Annotated in this window: 19 protein-coding genes; 9 read left to right on the top strand and 10 right to left on the bottom strand. The window is 66.8% G+C overall.

Features of this window, described 5'->3' with window-relative positions; translation table 11 throughout:
* Nucleotides 1–90: 90 nt before the first annotated feature.
* From gatB to rpsU, 5 genes are all read right to left on the bottom strand, one after another.
* Complete coding sequence (gene gatB, locus B0I00_RS08580) at nucleotides 91–1,581, bottom strand: Asp-tRNA(Asn)/Glu-tRNA(Gln) amidotransferase subunit GatB (RefSeq protein WP_100866953.1); 1,491 nt, start codon at nucleotides 1,579–1,581, stop codon at nucleotides 91–93.
* Nucleotide 1,582: 1 nt separating this feature from the next.
* The gene (gatA, locus tag B0I00_RS08575) at nucleotides 1,583–3,070 is read right to left on the bottom strand and encodes an Asp-tRNA(Asn)/Glu-tRNA(Gln) amidotransferase subunit GatA (protein WP_100866952.1); all 1,488 of its coding nucleotides are present in this window, start codon (nucleotides 3,068–3,070) and stop codon (nucleotides 1,583–1,585) included.
* Nucleotides 3,070–3,372: an Asp-tRNA(Asn)/Glu-tRNA(Gln) amidotransferase subunit GatC gene (gene gatC / locus B0I00_RS08570; RefSeq protein ID WP_100866951.1), complete on the bottom strand. Its 303-nt coding sequence runs from the start codon at nucleotides 3,370–3,372 to the stop codon at nucleotides 3,070–3,072. The genes gatA and gatC overlap by 1 nt, the downstream gene beginning before the upstream one ends.
* An 82-nt stretch (nucleotides 3,373–3,454) precedes the next feature.
* Nucleotides 3,455–4,045, bottom strand: coding sequence for an FKBP-type peptidyl-prolyl cis-trans isomerase (locus B0I00_RS08565; RefSeq protein ID WP_100866950.1), 591 nt, complete (start codon nucleotides 4,043–4,045; stop codon nucleotides 3,455–3,457).
* Nucleotides 4,046–4,141: 96 nt separating this feature from the next.
* Nucleotides 4,142–4,348, bottom strand: coding sequence for a 30S ribosomal protein S21 (gene rpsU, locus B0I00_RS08560; RefSeq protein WP_088310185.1), 207 nt, complete (start codon nucleotides 4,346–4,348; stop codon nucleotides 4,142–4,144).
* Nucleotides 4,349–4,583: 235 nt separating this feature from the next.
* Here rpsU and B0I00_RS08555 point away from each other — a divergent pair, with 235 nt between their 5' ends.
* The 7 genes from B0I00_RS08555 to B0I00_RS08525 are packed head-to-tail and all read left to right on the top strand — an operon-like array spanning nucleotide 4,584 to nucleotide 9,839.
* Complete coding sequence (locus B0I00_RS08555) at nucleotides 4,584–6,086, top strand: sodium:solute symporter family transporter (protein ID WP_100866949.1); 1,503 nt, start codon at nucleotides 4,584–4,586, stop codon at nucleotides 6,084–6,086.
* Between the two features lie 11 nt (nucleotides 6,087–6,097).
* Nucleotides 6,098–6,484, top strand: a complete 387-nt coding sequence (gene crcB, locus B0I00_RS08550; protein WP_100866948.1) for a fluoride efflux transporter CrcB — start codon at nucleotides 6,098–6,100, stop codon at nucleotides 6,482–6,484.
* The gene (locus tag B0I00_RS08545; protein ID WP_100866947.1) at nucleotides 6,481–7,653 is read left to right on the top strand and encodes an RluA family pseudouridine synthase; all 1,173 of its coding nucleotides are present in this window, start codon (nucleotides 6,481–6,483) and stop codon (nucleotides 7,651–7,653) included. Before crcB ends, B0I00_RS08545 begins: the two co-directional genes overlap by 4 nt.
* An 8-nt stretch (nucleotides 7,654–7,661) precedes the next feature.
* Complete coding sequence (locus B0I00_RS08540) at nucleotides 7,662–8,270, top strand: FMN-binding negative transcriptional regulator (RefSeq protein WP_100866946.1); 609 nt, start codon at nucleotides 7,662–7,664, stop codon at nucleotides 8,268–8,270.
* Nucleotides 8,267–8,920, top strand: coding sequence for an HAD-IA family hydrolase (locus tag B0I00_RS08535; RefSeq protein WP_100866945.1), 654 nt, complete (start codon nucleotides 8,267–8,269; stop codon nucleotides 8,918–8,920). Before B0I00_RS08540 ends, B0I00_RS08535 begins: the two co-directional genes overlap by 4 nt.
* Nucleotides 8,917–9,129, top strand: a complete 213-nt coding sequence (locus tag B0I00_RS08530; protein ID WP_100866944.1) for a hypothetical protein — start codon at nucleotides 8,917–8,919, stop codon at nucleotides 9,127–9,129. The genes B0I00_RS08535 and B0I00_RS08530 overlap by 4 nt, the downstream gene beginning before the upstream one ends.
* Nucleotides 9,126–9,839: an ATP12 family chaperone protein gene (locus tag B0I00_RS08525; RefSeq protein WP_100866943.1), complete on the top strand. Its 714-nt coding sequence runs from the start codon at nucleotides 9,126–9,128 to the stop codon at nucleotides 9,837–9,839. Before B0I00_RS08530 ends, B0I00_RS08525 begins: the two co-directional genes overlap by 4 nt.
* 65 nt (nucleotides 9,840–9,904) lie before the next feature.
* Here B0I00_RS08525 and B0I00_RS08520 read toward each other — a convergent pair whose 3' ends face one another.
* The 5 genes from B0I00_RS08520 to B0I00_RS08500 form a co-directional block, all read right to left on the bottom strand.
* Entirely contained in the window at nucleotides 9,905–10,426 is a 522-nt protein-coding gene (locus tag B0I00_RS08520) for a hypothetical protein (protein ID WP_157812508.1), read from the bottom strand.
* Nucleotides 10,427–10,577: 151 nt separating this feature from the next.
* Entirely contained in the window at nucleotides 10,578–11,180 is a 603-nt protein-coding gene (locus tag B0I00_RS08515) for an ABC-type transport auxiliary lipoprotein family protein (RefSeq protein WP_232730170.1), read from the bottom strand.
* A complete protein-coding gene (locus B0I00_RS08510) occupies nucleotides 11,177–12,115 on the bottom strand; it encodes an MlaD family protein (RefSeq protein ID WP_100866940.1) in 939 nt (312 codons plus the stop codon). The genes B0I00_RS08515 and B0I00_RS08510 overlap by 4 nt, the downstream gene beginning before the upstream one ends.
* 9 nt (nucleotides 12,116–12,124) lie before the next feature.
* Nucleotides 12,125–13,048, bottom strand: a complete 924-nt coding sequence (locus B0I00_RS08505; protein WP_100866939.1) for an ABC transporter ATP-binding protein — start codon at nucleotides 13,046–13,048, stop codon at nucleotides 12,125–12,127.
* Entirely contained in the window at nucleotides 13,045–14,157 is a 1,113-nt protein-coding gene (locus B0I00_RS08500) for an ABC transporter permease (RefSeq protein WP_100866938.1), read from the bottom strand. The genes B0I00_RS08505 and B0I00_RS08500 overlap by 4 nt, the downstream gene beginning before the upstream one ends.
* A gap of 76 nt (nucleotides 14,158–14,233) precedes the next feature.
* Between B0I00_RS08500 and B0I00_RS08495 the strand changes: the two genes are divergently transcribed.
* Nucleotides 14,234–16,906: a valine--tRNA ligase gene (locus tag B0I00_RS08495; RefSeq protein WP_100866937.1), complete on the top strand. Its 2,673-nt coding sequence runs from the start codon at nucleotides 14,234–14,236 to the stop codon at nucleotides 16,904–16,906.
* A complete protein-coding gene (locus tag B0I00_RS08490; RefSeq protein ID WP_100866936.1) occupies nucleotides 16,903–17,637 on the top strand; it encodes a 7-carboxy-7-deazaguanine synthase QueE in 735 nt (244 codons plus the stop codon). Before B0I00_RS08495 ends, B0I00_RS08490 begins: the two co-directional genes overlap by 4 nt.
* Nucleotides 17,638–17,642 lie beyond the last annotated feature (5 nt).

The following is a 17,642-nucleotide window of genomic DNA, read 5'->3' as shown; positions in this document are numbered from 1 at the left end:
GCATCCCCCGTTCAATGTATCGCGACCCCCGCGATCATGAGTTACGTCTATCGCATCAATAACTTAGCGCAAGTAGAACGAGGTACGCACTTATCCCAGCTTTTCCTTCAGCACCTGGTTGACCAACTGCGGGTTGCCCTTCCCCTGCATGGCTTTCATCGTCTGGCCGACGAAGAAGCCGAACAGGGCTTCCTTGCCGCCCTTGTATTCGGCGACCTTGTCGGCGTTGGCGGCCAGCACGCCGTCCACCGCGGCTTCGATCGCGCCGGTGTCGCTGGTCTGCTTGTTGGCTTCGATCGCGGCGGCAAGGTCGATGTCACCGGTCAGATACTCGGCGAAGATCTCCTTGGCCTTGGAGCCCGAGATCAGCCCGCTTTCGGTGGCGACGATGATCGCGGTGTTGGCCTCGACCGTGTTCTTGGCGTGGTCCGCGCCCACGCCAGCGGCGTTCAGCACGCCCGGCGCCTCGGACAGCAGCCAGTTGGCAACGCGCTTCGACGCATCAGCCTCGCTCTTGCCGCTGGCCTTGGCGACCGAGCCGAGCAGTGCTTCGAACTGGCGCGCCACTTCGACATCGGCGGTCAGCGCATTCGCGTTGTAAGCCGACAGCCCCAGCGCCGTTTCATAACGGTGGCGCTTGGCGTCGGGCAGTTCGGGAAGCGACGCCCGGCATTCGTCCAGAAACGCGTCGTCCAGTTCCAGCGGCAGCAGGTCGGGATCGGGGAAGTAACGGTAATCGTGCGCGTCTTCCTTGCTGCGCATCGACCGCGTCACGTTCTTGTCCGGATCGTAGAGCCGGGTTTCCTGCACCACCGTGCCGCCATCCTCGATCAGGTCGACCTGGCGGCGGGCTTCCGATTCCACCACGGCCATCACGAAGCGGACCGAGTTGACGTTCTTCGTTTCCGTGCGGGTGCCAAACGGCTCGCCCGGGCGGCGCACCGAAACGTTGACGTCGGCGCGCATCGAGCCCTGGTCCATGTTGCCGTCGCACGATCCGACATAGCGGACGATCTGGCGCAGCTTGGCAAGGTAGGCGCCGGCCTCTGCCGGCGAACGCATGTCCGGGCGGCTGACGATCTCCATCAGCGCCACGCCCGACCGGTTGAGATCGACATAGGACATTGTCGGGTGCTGATCGTGCATCAGCTTGCCTGCGTCCTGTTCGACGTGGATGCGTTCGATCCCGATGGTTTTGGTGCTGCCTTCGGGGTCCTTCTCGTCGAGGATCACCTCGAGGCTGCCCTCGCCGACCAGCGGATGGTAGAGCTGGCTGATCTGGTAGCCCTGCGGCAAGTCGGCGTAGAAGTAGTTTTTGCGGTCGAACCGCGACCACTTGTTGATCTTCGCGCCCACCGCCATGCCGGTGCGCACCGCCTGGCGGATGCATTCGCGGTTGGGCACGGGCAGCATGCCGGGCATCGCCGCGTCGACGAGGCTGACCTGGCTGTTCGGCTCGGCCCCGAAGGCGGTCGCCGCGCCGGAAAAAAGCTTGGAATTGGACGTGACCTGCGCGTGGACTTCAAGGCCGATCACGACCTCCCACTCACCGGTTGCGCCCTGGATGCGATAGTTGCTCATCTTACCACCACTTTTCCGGCTTGGCCGTGAACTGCGCGCGGGCCTCGATCGCGAGGCCGGCGTTGAGGACGCCCTGCTCGTCGAAGGGCTTGCCGACGATCTGCAGGCCGAGCGGCAGTCCTTCGCGATTGAGCCCCGCCGGGACGGACATCGCGGGCAGCCCAGCCAGCGAGGCTGGGACAGCGAACACGTCGTTGAGATACATCGCCAGCGGATCGCTGACCATGTCGCCCAGCCCGAACGCAGCCGTCGGCGTAGTCGGGGCGAGGATCACGTCGACTTGGGTAAAGGCGTTCCTGAAGTCCTGGCTGATCAGCGTGCGGACTTTCTGCGCCTGGGTGTAATAGGCGTCGTAAAAGCCCGCCGAGAGCACATAGGTGCCGATCATGATGCGGCGCTTGACCTCGGCACCGAAACCGGCGGCGCGGGTGGCGGCGTACATGTCCTGCAGGTTCGCGCCATCAGGCAGGTCGCGCAGGCCGTAGCGCACCCCGTCATAGCGGGCGAGGTTGGACGAGGCTTCGGCAGGCGCGATGATGTAATAGGCCGGCAGCGCGTACTTCGTGTGGGGAAGCGACACGTCGACCACCTCGGCCCCGGCGTCCTTCAGCCATTCGATCCCGCGGTCCCAGCTGGCCAGCACGTCGGCGTCGGTGCCGTCCATGCGGTATTCGCGCGGGATGCCGACGCGTCTGCCCTTGAGATCGCCCGACAGGTTCGCTTCCCATTCGGGGACCGGCAGGTTCAGGCTGGTCGCGTCCTTGGGATCGAACCCGGCCATGGCTTCCAGCATGACCGCGCAGTCGCGCACGTCGCGCGCCATGGGCCCCGCCTGGTCGAGGCTGGAGGCGAAGGCGACGATGCCCCAGCGGCTGCAACGGCCGTAGGTGGGCTTGATGCCTGAAATGCCGGTGAAGGCGGCGGGCTGGCGGATCGAGCCGCCGGTGTCGGTCCCGGTCGCCGCCGGGCACAGCCGCGCACTGACCGCTGCCGAGCTGCCGCCCGAGGAGCCACCCGGCGCGAGCGGCGCGTTGCCGCCGTCGTTGCGCTTCCAGGGCGAGATGACGTTGCCGAAATAGCTCGTCTCGTTCGACGAACCCATGGCAAACTGGTCAAGGTTCAGCTTGCCGAGCATCCCCGCGCCGGCGTCCCACAGCTTCTGGGAAACGGTGCTTTCGTATTCGGGCTTGAACCCTTCGAGGATGTGGCTCGCGGCCGTGGTCTGCACGCCTTTGGTGGCGAACAGGTCCTTCATGCCGATCGGCACGCCGCCCATCTTGCCGAGTGCTTCGCCCTTGGCCCGCTTCACGTCGACGGCCTTGGCGGCATCGATCGCGGCATCGGGAGTGGCGACGATGAAGGCGTTGAGCGCGTCCTGCGCCGCGGCGACATTGGCGTTGAAGGCTTCGGCCACCTCGACGGCGGTAAAGTCGCCCTTGGCGACGCCGTCGCGGATCGCGGCAACGCCCAGTTCGGTCAATTCGGTCATTATTCGATCACCTTGGGCACGCCGAAAAAGCCGTGTTCGGCCGCCGGCGCGTTGGCCAGCACCTTGTCGCGCACGCCGCCGGCGGTCAGCGGATCGGCATCGATCACATCGTCGCGCAGCCGCAGGTGGTTCTCGATCACCGCGGTCATCGGCTCGACGCCCGAGACGTCGACTTCACCGAGCTGCTCGACCCAGGCAAGGATCCCGTTGAGTTCCGGAACCATCGCGTCGATTTCGGCCTGGCTGACCTTGATCCGGGCCAGCGAGGCGATCCTGGCGACCGTGGCGGTATCGACCGACATGGCATTCCTTCGTGTGAAAATGGATAGACTGGGCGCGCTAGCACCCGCAGAAAACGGCTTCAAGCGGGGCGTGGCGCCCCGGTTATCGTTGCGGTTGCGGCGCGGCTTGCGGCTCGCCCCCGGGCGCACCGGCTCCGCCACCGGGCGCACCCGGCATTTGCTGCATCATCTGCTGGGCTGCGGCGATGCGCTGCTCGGCTTCCTCGCGGCTCATCACGTCGACCAGTTCGACGTTGAAGGTCAGATCGGCGTTGGGCGGGATCGGCGATCCCTGCGGCGGCGTCGCGCCATAAGCCTTGTCGGCCGGCACGTGGAGGACGTAGCTACCGCCTTCCTTCATCTTCATCAGGCCTTCGCTGAAGCCGGGCACGAAGCCGCTGACGAGATTGGGCACGCCTTCGGGGAGGACGCCGGGGATCGGGAAATTGCGCTCGGGCGACTTGTCGAATTCGGTCCCGTCGGCCAGCTTGCCGACGTATTTGATCCAGACGACCTGATCGGCAGTCGGGCTGGGGCCGGTGCCTTCCTTGACCACATCGACCTTCACGCCAGCGGGCAAGGTCGCCCAGGCCAAGCCTGCGGCAGCCGCGGCGGCGGCGGCAACGCCCAGCCACAGCTTGCCCAGGGCACCCTTGGCAATCGGCTGGAGCGGTACGCGGGTAATCTCGGTCATGCAGTGGTCCCTCAAGACGCGCAGCAAAAAGGGCGCGGATTCGTCCGCGCCCTCTTGGCTCAACAGTCGCCCACGTTCAAGCGGGCAAGACGGCTCTTACTTGACGCCGTCACGTTCCATGCGCTTGCGCTCCATCTTGCGGGCGCGGCGCACGGCAGCGGCCTTTTCGCGGGCGCGCTTCTCGCTCGGCTTTTCGTAGTGACGGCGCAGCTTCATCTCGCGGTACACGCCCTCACGCTGCAGCTTCTTCTTCAGCGCGCGGAGAGCCTGTTCGACGTTGTTGTCGCGGACGAGAATTTGCATAAACCGAAACACCTCAATTGAGCCAAAAGACCAGAGCCCCGCTGCAAATGGTGCGGGGATGCGCCTTCTAAAATGAAAGACGAAAACGTGCCGATTCCCTTGCAGGAACGGCTCGAACCGGCGGCCCGCTAGCACCGCGTGGCCGGCTTTGCAAGCCCGCAGTGGCGAGATGCGGCCATTTGCGCGGCGCGCGCAACTGTGGTGAAGCAGCGCCGGACAGGCAGATGGGGGGCCGATGGGGACCAGTTTCTTGGCGATCGACTGGGCAGTGCTGGGCGGATACGTCCTGCTGCTGGCCCTGGCCGGATGGCTGACGACGCGGCGCGGTATGCGCAGCGAGGACTACTTTCTGGCCGGACACCACGCCCCGACCTGGCTGGTCGCGGTCTCGGTGCTGTCGACGGTTCAGTCGGCCGCGACCTTCCTTGGCGTGCCGGACAATTCCTATCGCGGCGACTACACCTACCTTGGCGGAGTCCTGGCGGCCCTGCTGGCGGCGTGGATCGTCGCCCACGTGCTGATCCCGCGATTCTACGCGCTGAAGGTCACGACGGTCTACGAACTGCTCGAATCCCGATTCGATGCCCGCGCGCGGCGCGCTGCTGCGGCGATGTACCTGGTCGGGCGCGTTTTTGCGAGCGGGGCGCGGCTGTATCTTGCCGCCATCGCCGTCTCGATGATCCTGTTCCTCGACGTGACACCCCAGCACATCGCCTTGGCCGCCTTCGGCCTGCTGGTATTCGGGCTGGTTTTCACCTTCATGGGCGGGCTCGAATCGGTGATCTGGAGCGATCTGGTCCAGGTCGTGCTCTATGTCGGCGCGGCTCTGCTCGTGGCCTGGCACCTGTGGAGCGGGCTGGACATGACGCTGGCTGAGGCGGCCACCGTGCTCGGACCCAAGCTGGCACTGGTCAACCCGACGCTCGACCTGTCCGCCCCCTGGGGCCTGTTCGCCGTGCTGAGCGGGGTCATGCTGCTCAACCTGGCGAGTTCCGGCCTCGACCAGGACATCACCCAGCGGCTGCTTGCCTGCGAGGAGGCGAAGGAGGGCGCCCGCTCGCTCTACGCCTCGGTGTGGATGAGCCTGCCGGTCATCGCGCTGTTCCTCGTCATCGGCTCGCTGCTCTACCTCCATTACCAGGGCGGCGCGGCGGGCAGCTTCCGGGGCGAAGAGGTGACCGTGTTCATGCACTACATCCTGACCGAGATCCCGCCCGGCCTGCGTGGTCTGGTCACCGTGGGGGTGATCGCGGCAGCCGCAATCAATTCGGGGCTGATCTCGATGTCGGCGGTGCTGGTCAACGACCTTTACCGCCCCTTCGCAGGTCAACGAAGCGAGGCGCACTTCGTGCGGATGGGGCGGATCGCCAGCGTGGCGCTCGGCCTGGCGCTGTTCGCCATGGCGATCACCTCCTACTACTGGCAGCGTTATAACGACAGCGCGCTGCTCGATTTCGTGCTGGGCGTCATGGCCTTCGCCTATTCGGGGCTGATCGGGGTCTATGGCGTCGCGCTGTTCACCGGGCGCGGATCCTCGGTGAGCGTGATTGCCGCCTTCATCGCCGGATTTCTCGCCGTGCTGGCCTTCCAGCCTTTCGTGATCGATCTGGCCGGCTTGCCCGATACGCTGCGCGGGATTGCCTTCCCCTGGCAGCTGGTGCTGGGCAGTGGTGTCGCAGCGCTGGTCTGCGCAGCAGCGCCGGGCAAGACAGTGGCGCGCACCGCAACCAGCGGCTAAGGCGCTTGGCGATGAACGGATCGACCTTTCTTTCGCAGTCCGCGCTGGTCGCGCTGGGCGGCGCGCTGGGCGCCTGGCTGCGCTTCGGCGCGGGCCGGCTGACCGGCTTGACCGCGCTGCCTTACGCCACGCTGACGGTCAACGTGCTGGGCAGCCTCGCCATGGGCCTTCTCGCCGGGTGGCTCGCCCGTCACGGCCAGGGCGGCGAACAGTGGCGACTGCTGCTGGGGGTCGGCCTCCTTGGCGGGTTCACGACCTTCTCGGCCTTCAGCCTCGAACTCGCCCTGATGATCGAGCGCGGTCAACTGGCGCTGGCCTTGGGCTACGTCCTTGTATCGGTGATCGTGGGCGTCGCCGCGCTGTTCGCGGGCCTTGCGATGATGCGGGTGGTAGCATGAAGCCGGCCGACAATGTCCGCCAGTTCACCGTCGGGGCCGACGATGACGGCGCGCGGCTGGACCGCTGGTTCAAGCGCCACCTGCCGCAGGTCGGCTTCGCCACGGTCAGCCGCTGGGCCCGCACCGGCCAGATCCGCCTCGACGGCAAGCGCGCCGACGTGGCCGACCGGATTACGGCGGGCCAGATCATCCGCGTGCCCCCGGGCGGCGAGACGCCCGAGAAGGGCAAGAAGATCCGCGAACGCAGGCCCCTGACCGCCGAGCAGACGGCTCTGGCCGAAGCGATGGTGATCCAGAAGACGCCGTCCGCCATCGTGCTCAACAAGCCGCCGGGCCTTGCCACGCAGGGCGGCAGCGGCACCTATGCCCACGTCGACGGGCTGCTGGATGCCTATGCCGGCGACGACGAGCCACGCCCGCGGCTGGTCCACCGGCTCGACAAGGATACCAGCGGCGTTCTGCTGATCGCCCGCACGCCGGGCAGCGCAGCCTACTTCTCCAAGCATTTCTCGGGTCGTTCGGCGCGCAAGATCTATTGGGCGCTGGTAATCGGCGTACCCGATATCGAGGACGGGCTGATCGAATTGCCGCTGGGCAAGCAGCCCGGCACCGGCGGCGAAAAGATGATGGTCGACGAAAGCGAGCAGGGCCAGTCGGCCCGCACCCGCTACCGCGTGATCGACCGCGCCGGCAACCGCGCCGCCTGGGTCGAGCTGCAGCCGCTGACCGGTCGCACCCACCAGCTGCGCGTGCATATGGCGGCTATAGGCCATCCGATCGTGGGCGATGGCAAGTACGGCGGGCAGGACGCGTTTCTTTCAGGCAGCATCAGCCGCAAGATGCACCTTCACGCCCGCCGCCTGCTCATCGACCAGCCGGCCGGCGGCAAGAAGATCGACGTGATCGCCGAACTGCCCGAACACTTCGCCGCCAGCATGGACAGCCTCGGTTTCGACGTGGCCGATGGCGCCGCCCTGCCTTCTGCCCCGCCGCTGCCCGGCAAGGAGGTGCTGAAGCAGCAGGCCAAGGCGCACGCCAAGCAGATCCGCAAGGAACGCCGGGGCGAGCGCCGTTCGCGCGGCCCTTCAGAAGCCAAGCCGCTGAAGAAGCGCGGGCCGACCAAGGGCAAGGGATCGCCAAAGCCCGCATCGGGCCGCCCGAAGAAGTAGGCGCGCCGATGCATCCCAATCCCGCCTTCCGTCACGCCGACCGAGCCTTGCTCGACGCGCTGCTCGACCAGGTGGGCTTCGGCATGGTCTTCGCGGCAACGCCCGATGGCCCGCGCGTCGCCCATGTCCCACTGCTGTCGACCGGCGATGGCGCGGTGCAGTTTCACCTTGCGCGCGGCAACGCGCTGACCAAGCACCTCGACGGTGCGACGGTGCTGATCGTGGTCAACGGGCCGGACGGTTACGTCAGCCCGCGCCGGTATGCTGACGACGATCAGGTGCCGACCTGGAACTACGTGGCGCTGGAGCTTGAAGGCCGGGTGCGCCGGATGGATGGGGACGGACTGCTCGGCCAGATCACCGCCCTGTCCGACAAGCACGAGGCTCGCGTCCGCGATGGCGAACCCTGGACAATGGACAAGCTCTCGCCCGCGCGGCTCAAGGGCAAGATGGCGGCGATCGTCGGCTTCGAGGTCGAGGTGCTGGCCTGGCGCGAGACCCTGAAGCTCAGCCAGAACAAGAGCGCCGAGGACCGGGCAAGCGCCGCTGCCGGGCTGGAGGGCGAGGGATCGCGCGCCATCGCCCAGTTGATGCGCACCCTGGGCGGCACCGAATGAGCGTGCGCCTAGCCGTGTTCGATTGCGACGGCACCCTGGTCGATGGGCAGGCGGCGGTCTGCAACGCGATGGCGGCAGCCTTTGCCGGGGCCGGCCTGCCCGCGCCCGACCGCAACGCCGTGCGCCGCGCCGTCGGCCTCAGCCTGCCGCAAGCGATCCGCCTGCTGGTGCCGGACGAAAGCGAGGCGACCCGCGCCGAGATCGACCGTATCTATCGCGACAGCTTCCGCGCCGCGCGTGAAGCCGGGTTGCTGGTCGAGCCGCTTTATGACGGTATTGCCGACCTGATCGCCGCCTTGAAGGCCGATGGCTGGATGCTGGGCGTCGCCACCGGCAAGAGCGACCGGGGTCTGGCCCATTGCCTGTCCGTCCATGGCTTGTCCGCGCAGTTCTCGACGCTCCAGACTGCCGACCGCCATCCATCCAAACCGCATCCTGCCATGCTGGAAGCGGCGATGGACGATTGTCTGGCCCTGCCGGCCGACACCGTGATGATCGGCGACACCCAGTACGACATGGCCATGGCGGCGACCATCGGCGTGCGCGCGCTGGGAGTCGACTGGGGTTATCACACGGTGGACGATCTGATCTCGGCCGGGGCCGAGACTGTCGCCACCTCGCCCGCCCATCTGCTGGAGCTTCTGTCATGAGCCAGTCCGACCCTGCCCGGCAGCGCTTCATCGTGCTGCAATTGCTGCGCCTCAGCGGCGCGTTCTTCGCCCTGCTCGGCCTGCTGGTGGTCGCGCGCCGCGTCGACATGCCCATGGTCGCAGGCTACGTGTTCCTCATCGTCGGCTTCATCGACCTGTTCGTGGTGCCGTTGCTGCTCGCCAGGCGCTGGAAATCGCCGCCGCCATGAAGCGCTTCTACAAGGATGTTGGCGTTGCCGAAGTGACCGGCGGCTGGCATGTCGCGCTCGACCGGCGCGGCGTCAAGAGCCAGGGCGGCCGCGCGCAGGTGGTGCCGAGCCGCGCGCTGGCCGATCTCCTCGCCGCCGAATGGGCCGCGCAGGGCGACGAAATCGACCCTGCCGCCTTCGTCTACCGCGACATGGCCGACTTCGCGCTCGACGTGATCGGCCCGGACCGGGACGCGACCATAGAGGCGCTGCTCCGCTTCGCCGAGGGCGACACCCTTTGCTACCGCGCCGATGCGGGCGAGCCGCTGCAAGACCGCCAGCTGGAGCTATGGGAGCCGGTGCTGAAAGCGGCCGAGGCGCGCTACGACGTCCACTTCGAACGCATCGACGGCATCATGGCCCGCCCCCAGCCCGCCGCAACGCTGGCCCGCTTGCGCGCCGTGCTGGCCGCGAAGGACAATTTCGCCCTGTCCGCGCTCAACACCCTCGCCTCGCTCTCTGCCTCGCTGACCGTGGCACTGGCCGCGCTGGAGCCGGAAGCCAACGCCGAAGCACTGTGGGCGGTGGCCAACCTCGAGGAGGACTGGCAGGCCAACCTGTGGGGCAAGGACTGGGAAGCCGAACAGAAGCGCGCGCAGCGGGCGGCGACGTTTGCGCAAGCGATGGCGTTTGCGCGGGCAGCGTCCGACCAGGGTGCTGACCGCCGCTAGCGGCCCTTTTGCTGGCGCTCATGGTCGCGCAGGAACTCGCGCGTGCGGCAGGCGTCCTGCATTTCCTAGCTGCCGTATTCGCGGCATTGCGTCTTCGGCGGCGCCATGTCGGTCATCTCCTTGGCAATGGATTTTTGCATCGAAGCGTAGTTCGTCACCACCACCGCGGCGAGTTCGGTTTCGACCTTCTGGCGATCGGCCGCGCGTCCCTCGATCGTAGCCGCAACGCTTTCCTTGCCTGCCACGTTCACCGCTCCGCACAGAAATCCCTGCCCGTCGCTGCTGATGTCCTCGCTCGTCGTCCATACGGACGAGCGGTCCTGCCCTTCGTCGGCGACATGGGCGGTAAACCGGCAGACTTCCTTTCCACCAAGCGAATAGGTCCAGTTCACCTCGTCGGCGGTGGCAGTAACCTGCAGGGTGGAGCTTGGAAACCGCTGCGGCAAGGCCATCAGGTTGGCGGCGTTAGGCATGTAATGCAGCTGGTTGACGATGACCGATTTGGGCTGGTGGACGACATCGGCGAACAGGCGCGCGCACCCGCCAGCCGGTAGCAGCGACAGCACAAGGCACAAGGCATGACGCACGGCGTGGCTCCCTTGACAGAAACTCGCAGTCGCGACCGCCTTGTTATGTCACTGCGCTGGCGCGATATTTGCACTGCCGGGGACTGAGGACAAGCCCCTGATCGACCCACTCCGCTCCGCCAGTTGTTACCTTACCGTTCGCCTGGTTTGGCTAGCCGCCCACCCAGGCCGCGACCTCTGCCGCGACCTTGTTGGCAGCCTGGTTCAGCGCTGCACCGACTGCCTCCGGCTTGGCCTGCACACCCGGCACCACGGCTTCGAAACGGCGCATGGTGACCGCATCGCGCGGGCCGGAAAGCAGCGCGTCGTAGCGCACCACAACGCTCATACTGCGGGCGTCGTAACCCATGTCGAGCAACTTTCCGCCGAGGCGCCGGCCGCTGGCGGGGACGGGCTGATCGTCTTCGAAGACCAGGCCCTTGCTGCCGGCGCGAATCGTCTCGGCCAGCAACGAGCGGAACTGGCGCGCTGGGCGTTCGACCCACTGTGCGTTCTTGAGGTAGGCGATATCGGTATCGGTCACGCGCACCGGCACGCGCATCGCGGCCAGCTGCTTGTCCACTTCCGGTTCGGCGATCGCCAGCGCGTTCGCCGGGGTGCCCGACACCGCGACGCCGACCGGCGCGGTGGCATCGGCGTCGAGCCGCAGCAGGGTCGGCGGCGGCTTGCCCCCGCCCAGGCCAAGGCAGCCGGTGAGCAGCAGGACGCTGGCCAGCGCGGTGGCACGAAGAAGCGTAGGTCTGGTCATGGTCATGGCTTGTAATCCGGCAGCTTGTCCCCGCCGAGCAGGCCGCCGGCGCCCTTTTCGTCGATCTTCTCGGTCACGTCGCGCAGCGCGCGGGTCGTGGCGCGCAGGTCGCGGATCGCGGCTTCGGCGGCTGGCAGGGTGGATTCGTTGAGCTGCTTGGTCACCGGCTTCACGTCGGCCATCGCCGCGTTTAGGCTGTTGGCCGCCCCTTCGGCGCTTTTCAGTGTCTTGCGCAGCGATTCGGCCAGGCTTTGCCCTTCTCCGTTGACCAGCTGGTCGGTCGAATTGGCGACCTTTTCGAAGCTGGCGAGCGTGGCACGCGCCTGGACCAGCGTGGTCTGCAGTTCGGCCATCGCCGCTTCGAACTGCGGCGAGGCGTTGGCGATCGACCCGGTCATCCGGTCGGTGTTCGCGAGGATGTTCTGGATCGACTTCTGGTTATCGTCCGACAGCACCAGGGTCAGCCGCTCGGTCAGGGTGGCAAGCCGTTCGAGCAGGACCGGCGCGGAGTTGAGCAGTTCGCCGAGCCCGCCGCGCTTGGTCGGGATGACAGGCGCGCCTTCGGGGCCGGGTTCGACCAGCGGCGGCGCGCCCTTGACTGCGCCTTCGAGCTGGATGTTCGACACCCCGGTAAAGCTGCCCTGCATCGTCGCGGTGACGCCCTGGAGGATCGGCACGCCTTCGTCGATCTTGATCCGCACGCGCACGAAGCTGGGGTCCTTGCGCCACAGTTCGATCTTGTCGACCTGTCCGACCGGCACGCCCGAGAAGGTCACGCCCGAGCCTTTCGAAAGGCCGTCGACAGACTGCTTGAAGAAGATGTCGTATTCGTTGCGGTTGCCTTCGCCCAGCCGCGCGATCCAGATCACGAAGGCGGCGACGATTGCCAGCAAGGCCAGGGTGACTGCCCCCACCCAGACATGATTGGCTCTGGTTTCCATTACTTGGCCTTATGCCCCCCTGCCCGACGGCTTGTCCATGCCCTTGCCCGCCGCCTTGGCGTCGCCCTCGCCCTGGGCCTTGCGAGCGGCGCGTCCGCGGTCCTGCGCCGCCTGCGCCGCGCGACCGCGCGGGCCGTTGAAATATTCCTGGATCCACGGGTGATCGAGCTTCAGGAGGTTCGGGATCGTGTCGACCGCGATGACCTTGCGATCGGCAAGCACGGCAACCCGGTCGCAGATCTCGTAGAGGGTGTCGAGATCGTGGGTGATGAGGAACACGGTGAGGCCCAGCGTGTCCTGCAACTCGCGGATCAGGTCGTCGAAGGCCGCCGCCCCGATCGGGTCGAGGCCCGCGGTAGGCTCGTCGAGGAACAGCAGTTCGGGATCGAGCGCGAGGGCGCGGGCAAGGCCGGCGCGCTTGCGCATCCCGCCTGACAGCTCTGACGGGTATTTCGCCGCGGCTTCGGACGGCAGTCCCGACAACTTGACCTTGAAGCGGGCGATCTCGTGCCGCAGGTCGTCGGCGATCTCGGGATAGAACTCCTTCAGCGGCACCTCGACGTTTTCGGCCACGGTCAGCGTCGAAAACAGCGCCCCGCCCTGGAACAGCACGCCCCAGCGGCTACGGATGTCGATATCCTCGTCATCCTCGGCCGAGGTGATGTCGTCGCCCAGCACGGTGATGTGCCCGGCTTCGGGGATCTGCAGCCCGATGATCGAGCGCATCAGCACCGACTTGCCGGTGCCCGACCCGCCGACCACGCCGAGGATTTCGCCCTTGTTGACAGTCAACGACAGGTCGTCGTGGATGACGTGATCGCCAAAGCAGTTGCGCAGCCCCTCGACCTTGATCGGGTGCCGGCTGTCCTCGCCGGGACGCGGCTCGTTGGGGGCCGGCGTCCTGGCGGCCTCGATCGCGGCGTCCTCGCTCATCCCCAGCCCACTTCGGTAAAGAACACCGCGAAGAACGCGTCGAGCACGATCACCGCGAAGATCGCCTGGACCACGGCAATCGTGGTGCGAAGGCCGACTTCCTCGGAATTGCCCTCGACCTGCATCCCTTGGTAGCAGCCCGACAGCGCGACGATCGCGCCGAACACCGGGGCCTTGATCAGGCCGACGTAAAGGTCGTGCATCGGCACCACTTCCTGGATCCGGATGAGGAAGGTCATGAAGGGGATGCCCAGCGTCAGCGTCGAGATCGTCGCCCCGCCGAGGATCGCGCAAAGCGAGGCGTAGAAGCCCAGCAGGATCATCATCAGGGTCGAGGCCATGACCCGCGGAACGACCAGCGCCTCCATCGGGGAGACGCCGATGGTGCGCATCGCGTCGACCTCTTCGGTCAGCTTCATCGTGCCGATCTGGGCGGCAAAGGCGCTGCCCGACCGGCCAGCGACCATGATCGCGGTCATCAGCACGCCCAGTTCGCGGAACGAGATGCGCCCGGTGAGGTTGATCGTGTAGATTTCCGCGCCGAACTGCTCGAGCTGCACCGCGCCCTGCTGGGCGATGACGATGCCGACCAGGAAGCTCATCAGTCCGATGATGCCCAGCGCCGACACGCCGACCAGTTCCATCTGGTGGACCAGCGCCTTGTAGCGGAAACGGCGCGGGTGGCGGATCAGGCTGCCGATGGCGAGGATGAGCTGACCCATGAAACCCAGGAAAGCATAGATCCCCGCGCCCGAACCGGAGACATAGGTGCCGACCGAATCGAGCACGCGGCGCAGGACCGGCGGCCGATCCGGGGTCAGCGCCATATCGTCGCGGTCGCCCGACACGGCATTGATCAGCCGCTGCGCCTGGTCGCTGGCACCGACGATCGGGGCCTGGCAATCATCGGCAAGGCGATAGGCAAGCCAGGCGCCGACCGTGTCGATCGCGGTGACCTGGCTGAGGTCGATGGCCGAAAAACTGCCTTGTGCGGCCCGCAGGTCGCGCTCGAGCAGGCCGACGGTCGAAACGGTCAGCGGCCCGCTGAGCGCAAGGGTCCGCGTCCCGCCTTCGCACTCGTCCGCCGAAAACTCACACCGTCTGCGCATTACCCGCGCTTGTGGGCGAAAATCGGCGCGCCGACAAGCTTGCCAGTGCCGCGGGCCGCTGGCAAAGCGCGCCGTCATGACCGAAACCGCGCCTCAGACCGAACTGCCCAAGACCTTCGACCCAGCCGGGATCGAGGCGAAATGGTACGAATACTGGGAAGCCAATGGCCTGTTCCACCCGGACCGGCCCGATGCCGAGCCCTTCACCATCGTCAACCCGCCGCCCAACGTCACCGGCAGCCTGCACATCGGCCATGCGCTGGACAACACGCTGCAGGACGTGGTGATCCGCTACGAACGCCTGCGCGGCAAGGACGCGCTGTGGGTGGTCGGGACCGACCACGCCGGCATCGCCACGCAGATGGTCGTCGAACGCCAGCTCGAGGAACGGCAGGACAAGCGGACCAATTACAGCCGCGACGATTTCGTCGCCAAGGTGTGGGAATGGAAGGCCGAAAGCGGCGGCGCGATCACCCGCCAGCTACGCCGCCTGGGCTGTTCGATGGACTGGAGCCGCGAGCAGTTCACCATGGACCCGCATTTCACCCGCGCGGTCGTGAAGGTGTTCGTCGACCTCTACAACCAGGGGCTGATCTACCGCGACAAGCGGCTGGTCAACTGGGATCCCAAGCTCAAGACCGCGATCTCCGACCTCGAGGTCGAGACGAAGGAAATCAAGGGCAGCTTTTGGCGCTTCCGCTATCCCTTCGCCGATGGCAGCGGCGCGGTTGAAGTGGCGACGACGCGGCCCGAAACCATGCTGGCCGACATGGCCGTGGCGGTGAATCCCGACGATCCGCGCTACAGGGACGCGATCGGCAAGGATATCCTCCAGCCGCTGACCGGCCGCCGCTTCAAGGTCGTGGCGGACGAGCACGCCGACCCCGAACTGGGATCGGGCGTGGTCAAGATCACCCCTGGGCACGACTTCAACGACTTCGAAGTGGGCAAGCGCGCCGGGATCAAGCCCGCCGACATGCTCAACATGTTCGATGCCGAAGCCCGCGTGGTGCAGACCGCCGACGGGCTGGTTCCGGCCGAATTCGTCGGCATGGAGCGATTTGCCGCCCGCAAGCTGGTGGTGAGCCGCATGAAGGAACAGGGCTTCCTCATCCCCCACGTCGACAAGGACGGCAACGAACACGACGCCGAACCGCGTACGATCCAGACCCCCTTCGGCGACCGCGGCGGGGTGGAGATCGAGCCGTGGCTGACCGACCAGTGGTACGTCAACGCCGAGGTGCTGGCCGAGAAGCCGATCGAGGCGGTGCGTTCGGGCGCGATCGAGATAGTGCCAAAGACCTGGGAGAAGACGTTCTTCAACTGGATGGAAAACATCCAGCCGTGGTGCGTGTCGCGCCAGCTGTGGTGGGGACACCGGATCCCGGCGTGGTATGACGCGGACGGCAAGGCCTATGTCGCTGAAACCGAGGAAGAGGCGCAGGCCCTTGCTGGCACCACGGCCCTCACCCGCGACGAGGACGTGCTCGACACCTGGTTCTCCTCAGCGCTGTGGCCCTTCGCCACGCTGGGCTGGCCGGAGAAGAGCGATCTGGTCGAGCGGCATTTCCCCAACAGCCTGCTCGTCTCCGGCTTTGACATCCTGTTCTTCTGGGATGCGCGAATGATGATGATGGGCCAGGCGATGACCGGGCAGAACCCCTGGCCGCGCCTCTACCTCCATGGGCTGGTGCGCGCGCCGGATGGGCAGAAGATGTCCAAGTCCAAGGGCAACGTGGTCGATCCGCTGGGCCTGATCGACAGGTTCGGCGCCGATGCGCTGCGCTTCTTCATGGCGGCGATGGAAAGCCAGGGCCGCGACATCAAGATGGATGAGCGCCGGGTCGAAGGTTACCGCAACTTCGCGACCAAGCTTTGGAACGCGGCGCGCTTCTGCCAGGCGAACGGGATCGGCGCGTCGACCAGCATCGAAGCGCCGGCGGCGACGTCGGCGGTCAACAAGTGGATCATCGGCGAAGTCGTCGAAACACTGGCCGAACTCGACAAGGCGATGGCCGACCTGCGCTTCGACGCTGCCGCCAACGCGATCTACCACTTCGTCTGGGACCAGTTCTGCGACTGGTACATCGAACTGATCAAGGGCAGCTTCGACGCCGAGACCAAAGCGGTGGCCGGCTGGGTGCTCGACCAGATCCTGGTCATGCTCCACCCCTTCATGCCCTTCGTCACCGAAGAATTGTGGTCCAAGCTGGGCGACCGGCCGGACTATCCGCTGATCACCGCCAAATGGCCCGCGCCCGCCGCCACCGTGGACGCTGCCGCCAAGGCCGAAGTCGACTGGCTGATCGCACTGGTCGGATCGCTGCGGACCGCCAAGAACGAGCTGGGCATTGCGCCCGGAGCGCGGCTCGACGCCTATCTGCCCGAGCCGAGCGCGGCGACCCGCGCGATCATCGAGCGCAATCCCGCCGCGATCGAGCGGCTTGCCCGCCTCAGCGCGATCCGCTTCGAACCGGCGCCCGCGGGTGCCGCGATGCAGATCGGCGCGGGCGATGCCAACGTGATGGTCCCGCTCGAAGGGGTTATCGACATCGCCGCCGAAAAGGCTCGGCTTGCCAAGGCGCTGGAGGTTTCGGCCAAGGAAGCGAAGTCGCTCGAGGGCCGGCTTTCGAACGCCGCCTTCGTCGAGAAGGCCAAGCCCGAGGCGGTCGATAAGGCCCACGCCGACCACGCGATGCACCAGGCCGAGGCCGAGCGCCTCGCCGCCGCGCTGGCGCGGCTGGGGTGAGCCTCACCCTCGCCACGGTCAGGCCGGGCGAGCCGGAGATCTTTGCCTCGCTGCAGGGCGAAGGGGCCAGCGCGGGGCGGCCAGTCGCCTTCGTGCGGCTGAGCCGCTGCAACCTTGCCTGCCAATGGTGCGACACGGCCTACACCTGGCGCTTCACCGGAGACAACCGCCCGCACCGCGACGGCCTCGCCTTCGAGCGCAAGGCCAACCAGATCGTGCTGGACGAAGCCGAGCTTGCCGAGCGCGTCCTGGCACTCGGTCAGGACCGGCTGGTGATCACCGGCGGCGAGCCTCTGCTGCAAGGCGCTGCGCTGGCCCGGCTGGTCCCGCTGCTGGCTGGGATGAGCGTCGAGATCGAGACCAACGGGTCGGTCGCGCCGCATCCGGCGCTCGATGCCCAGGTGGCGCAGTACAACGTCAGCCCCAAGCTGGCGCATTCGGGCAATCCGGCGGACCTGGCCCTGGTGCCTGAGCGACTCACCGCCTGGGCAGGCGATCCCCGCGCATTCTTCAAGTTCGTCGTGGCAGAGCCCGATGACCTTGCCGAGGTCGAGGCCCTTCAGGCCGCCTATGGCATCGCGTCAGAGCGGCTCTACCTGATGGGCGAAGGCACCGACAGCGCGACCCTGCTGGCGCGGGCGCGCTGGCTGTCGGACGAATGCCTAAAGCGCGGCTGGCGCTTTACCGACCGGCTGCACATCCACCTTTACGGCGATACGCGCGGGACCTGACCGGG

This window comes from Novosphingobium kunmingense (assembly GCF_002813245.1).
Taxonomy (GTDB): domain Bacteria; phylum Pseudomonadota; class Alphaproteobacteria; order Sphingomonadales; family Sphingomonadaceae; genus Novosphingobium; species Novosphingobium kunmingense.
Note: the sequence above shows the minus strand (reverse complement) of the source record. Positions and strands in the feature narration are given on the sequence as shown.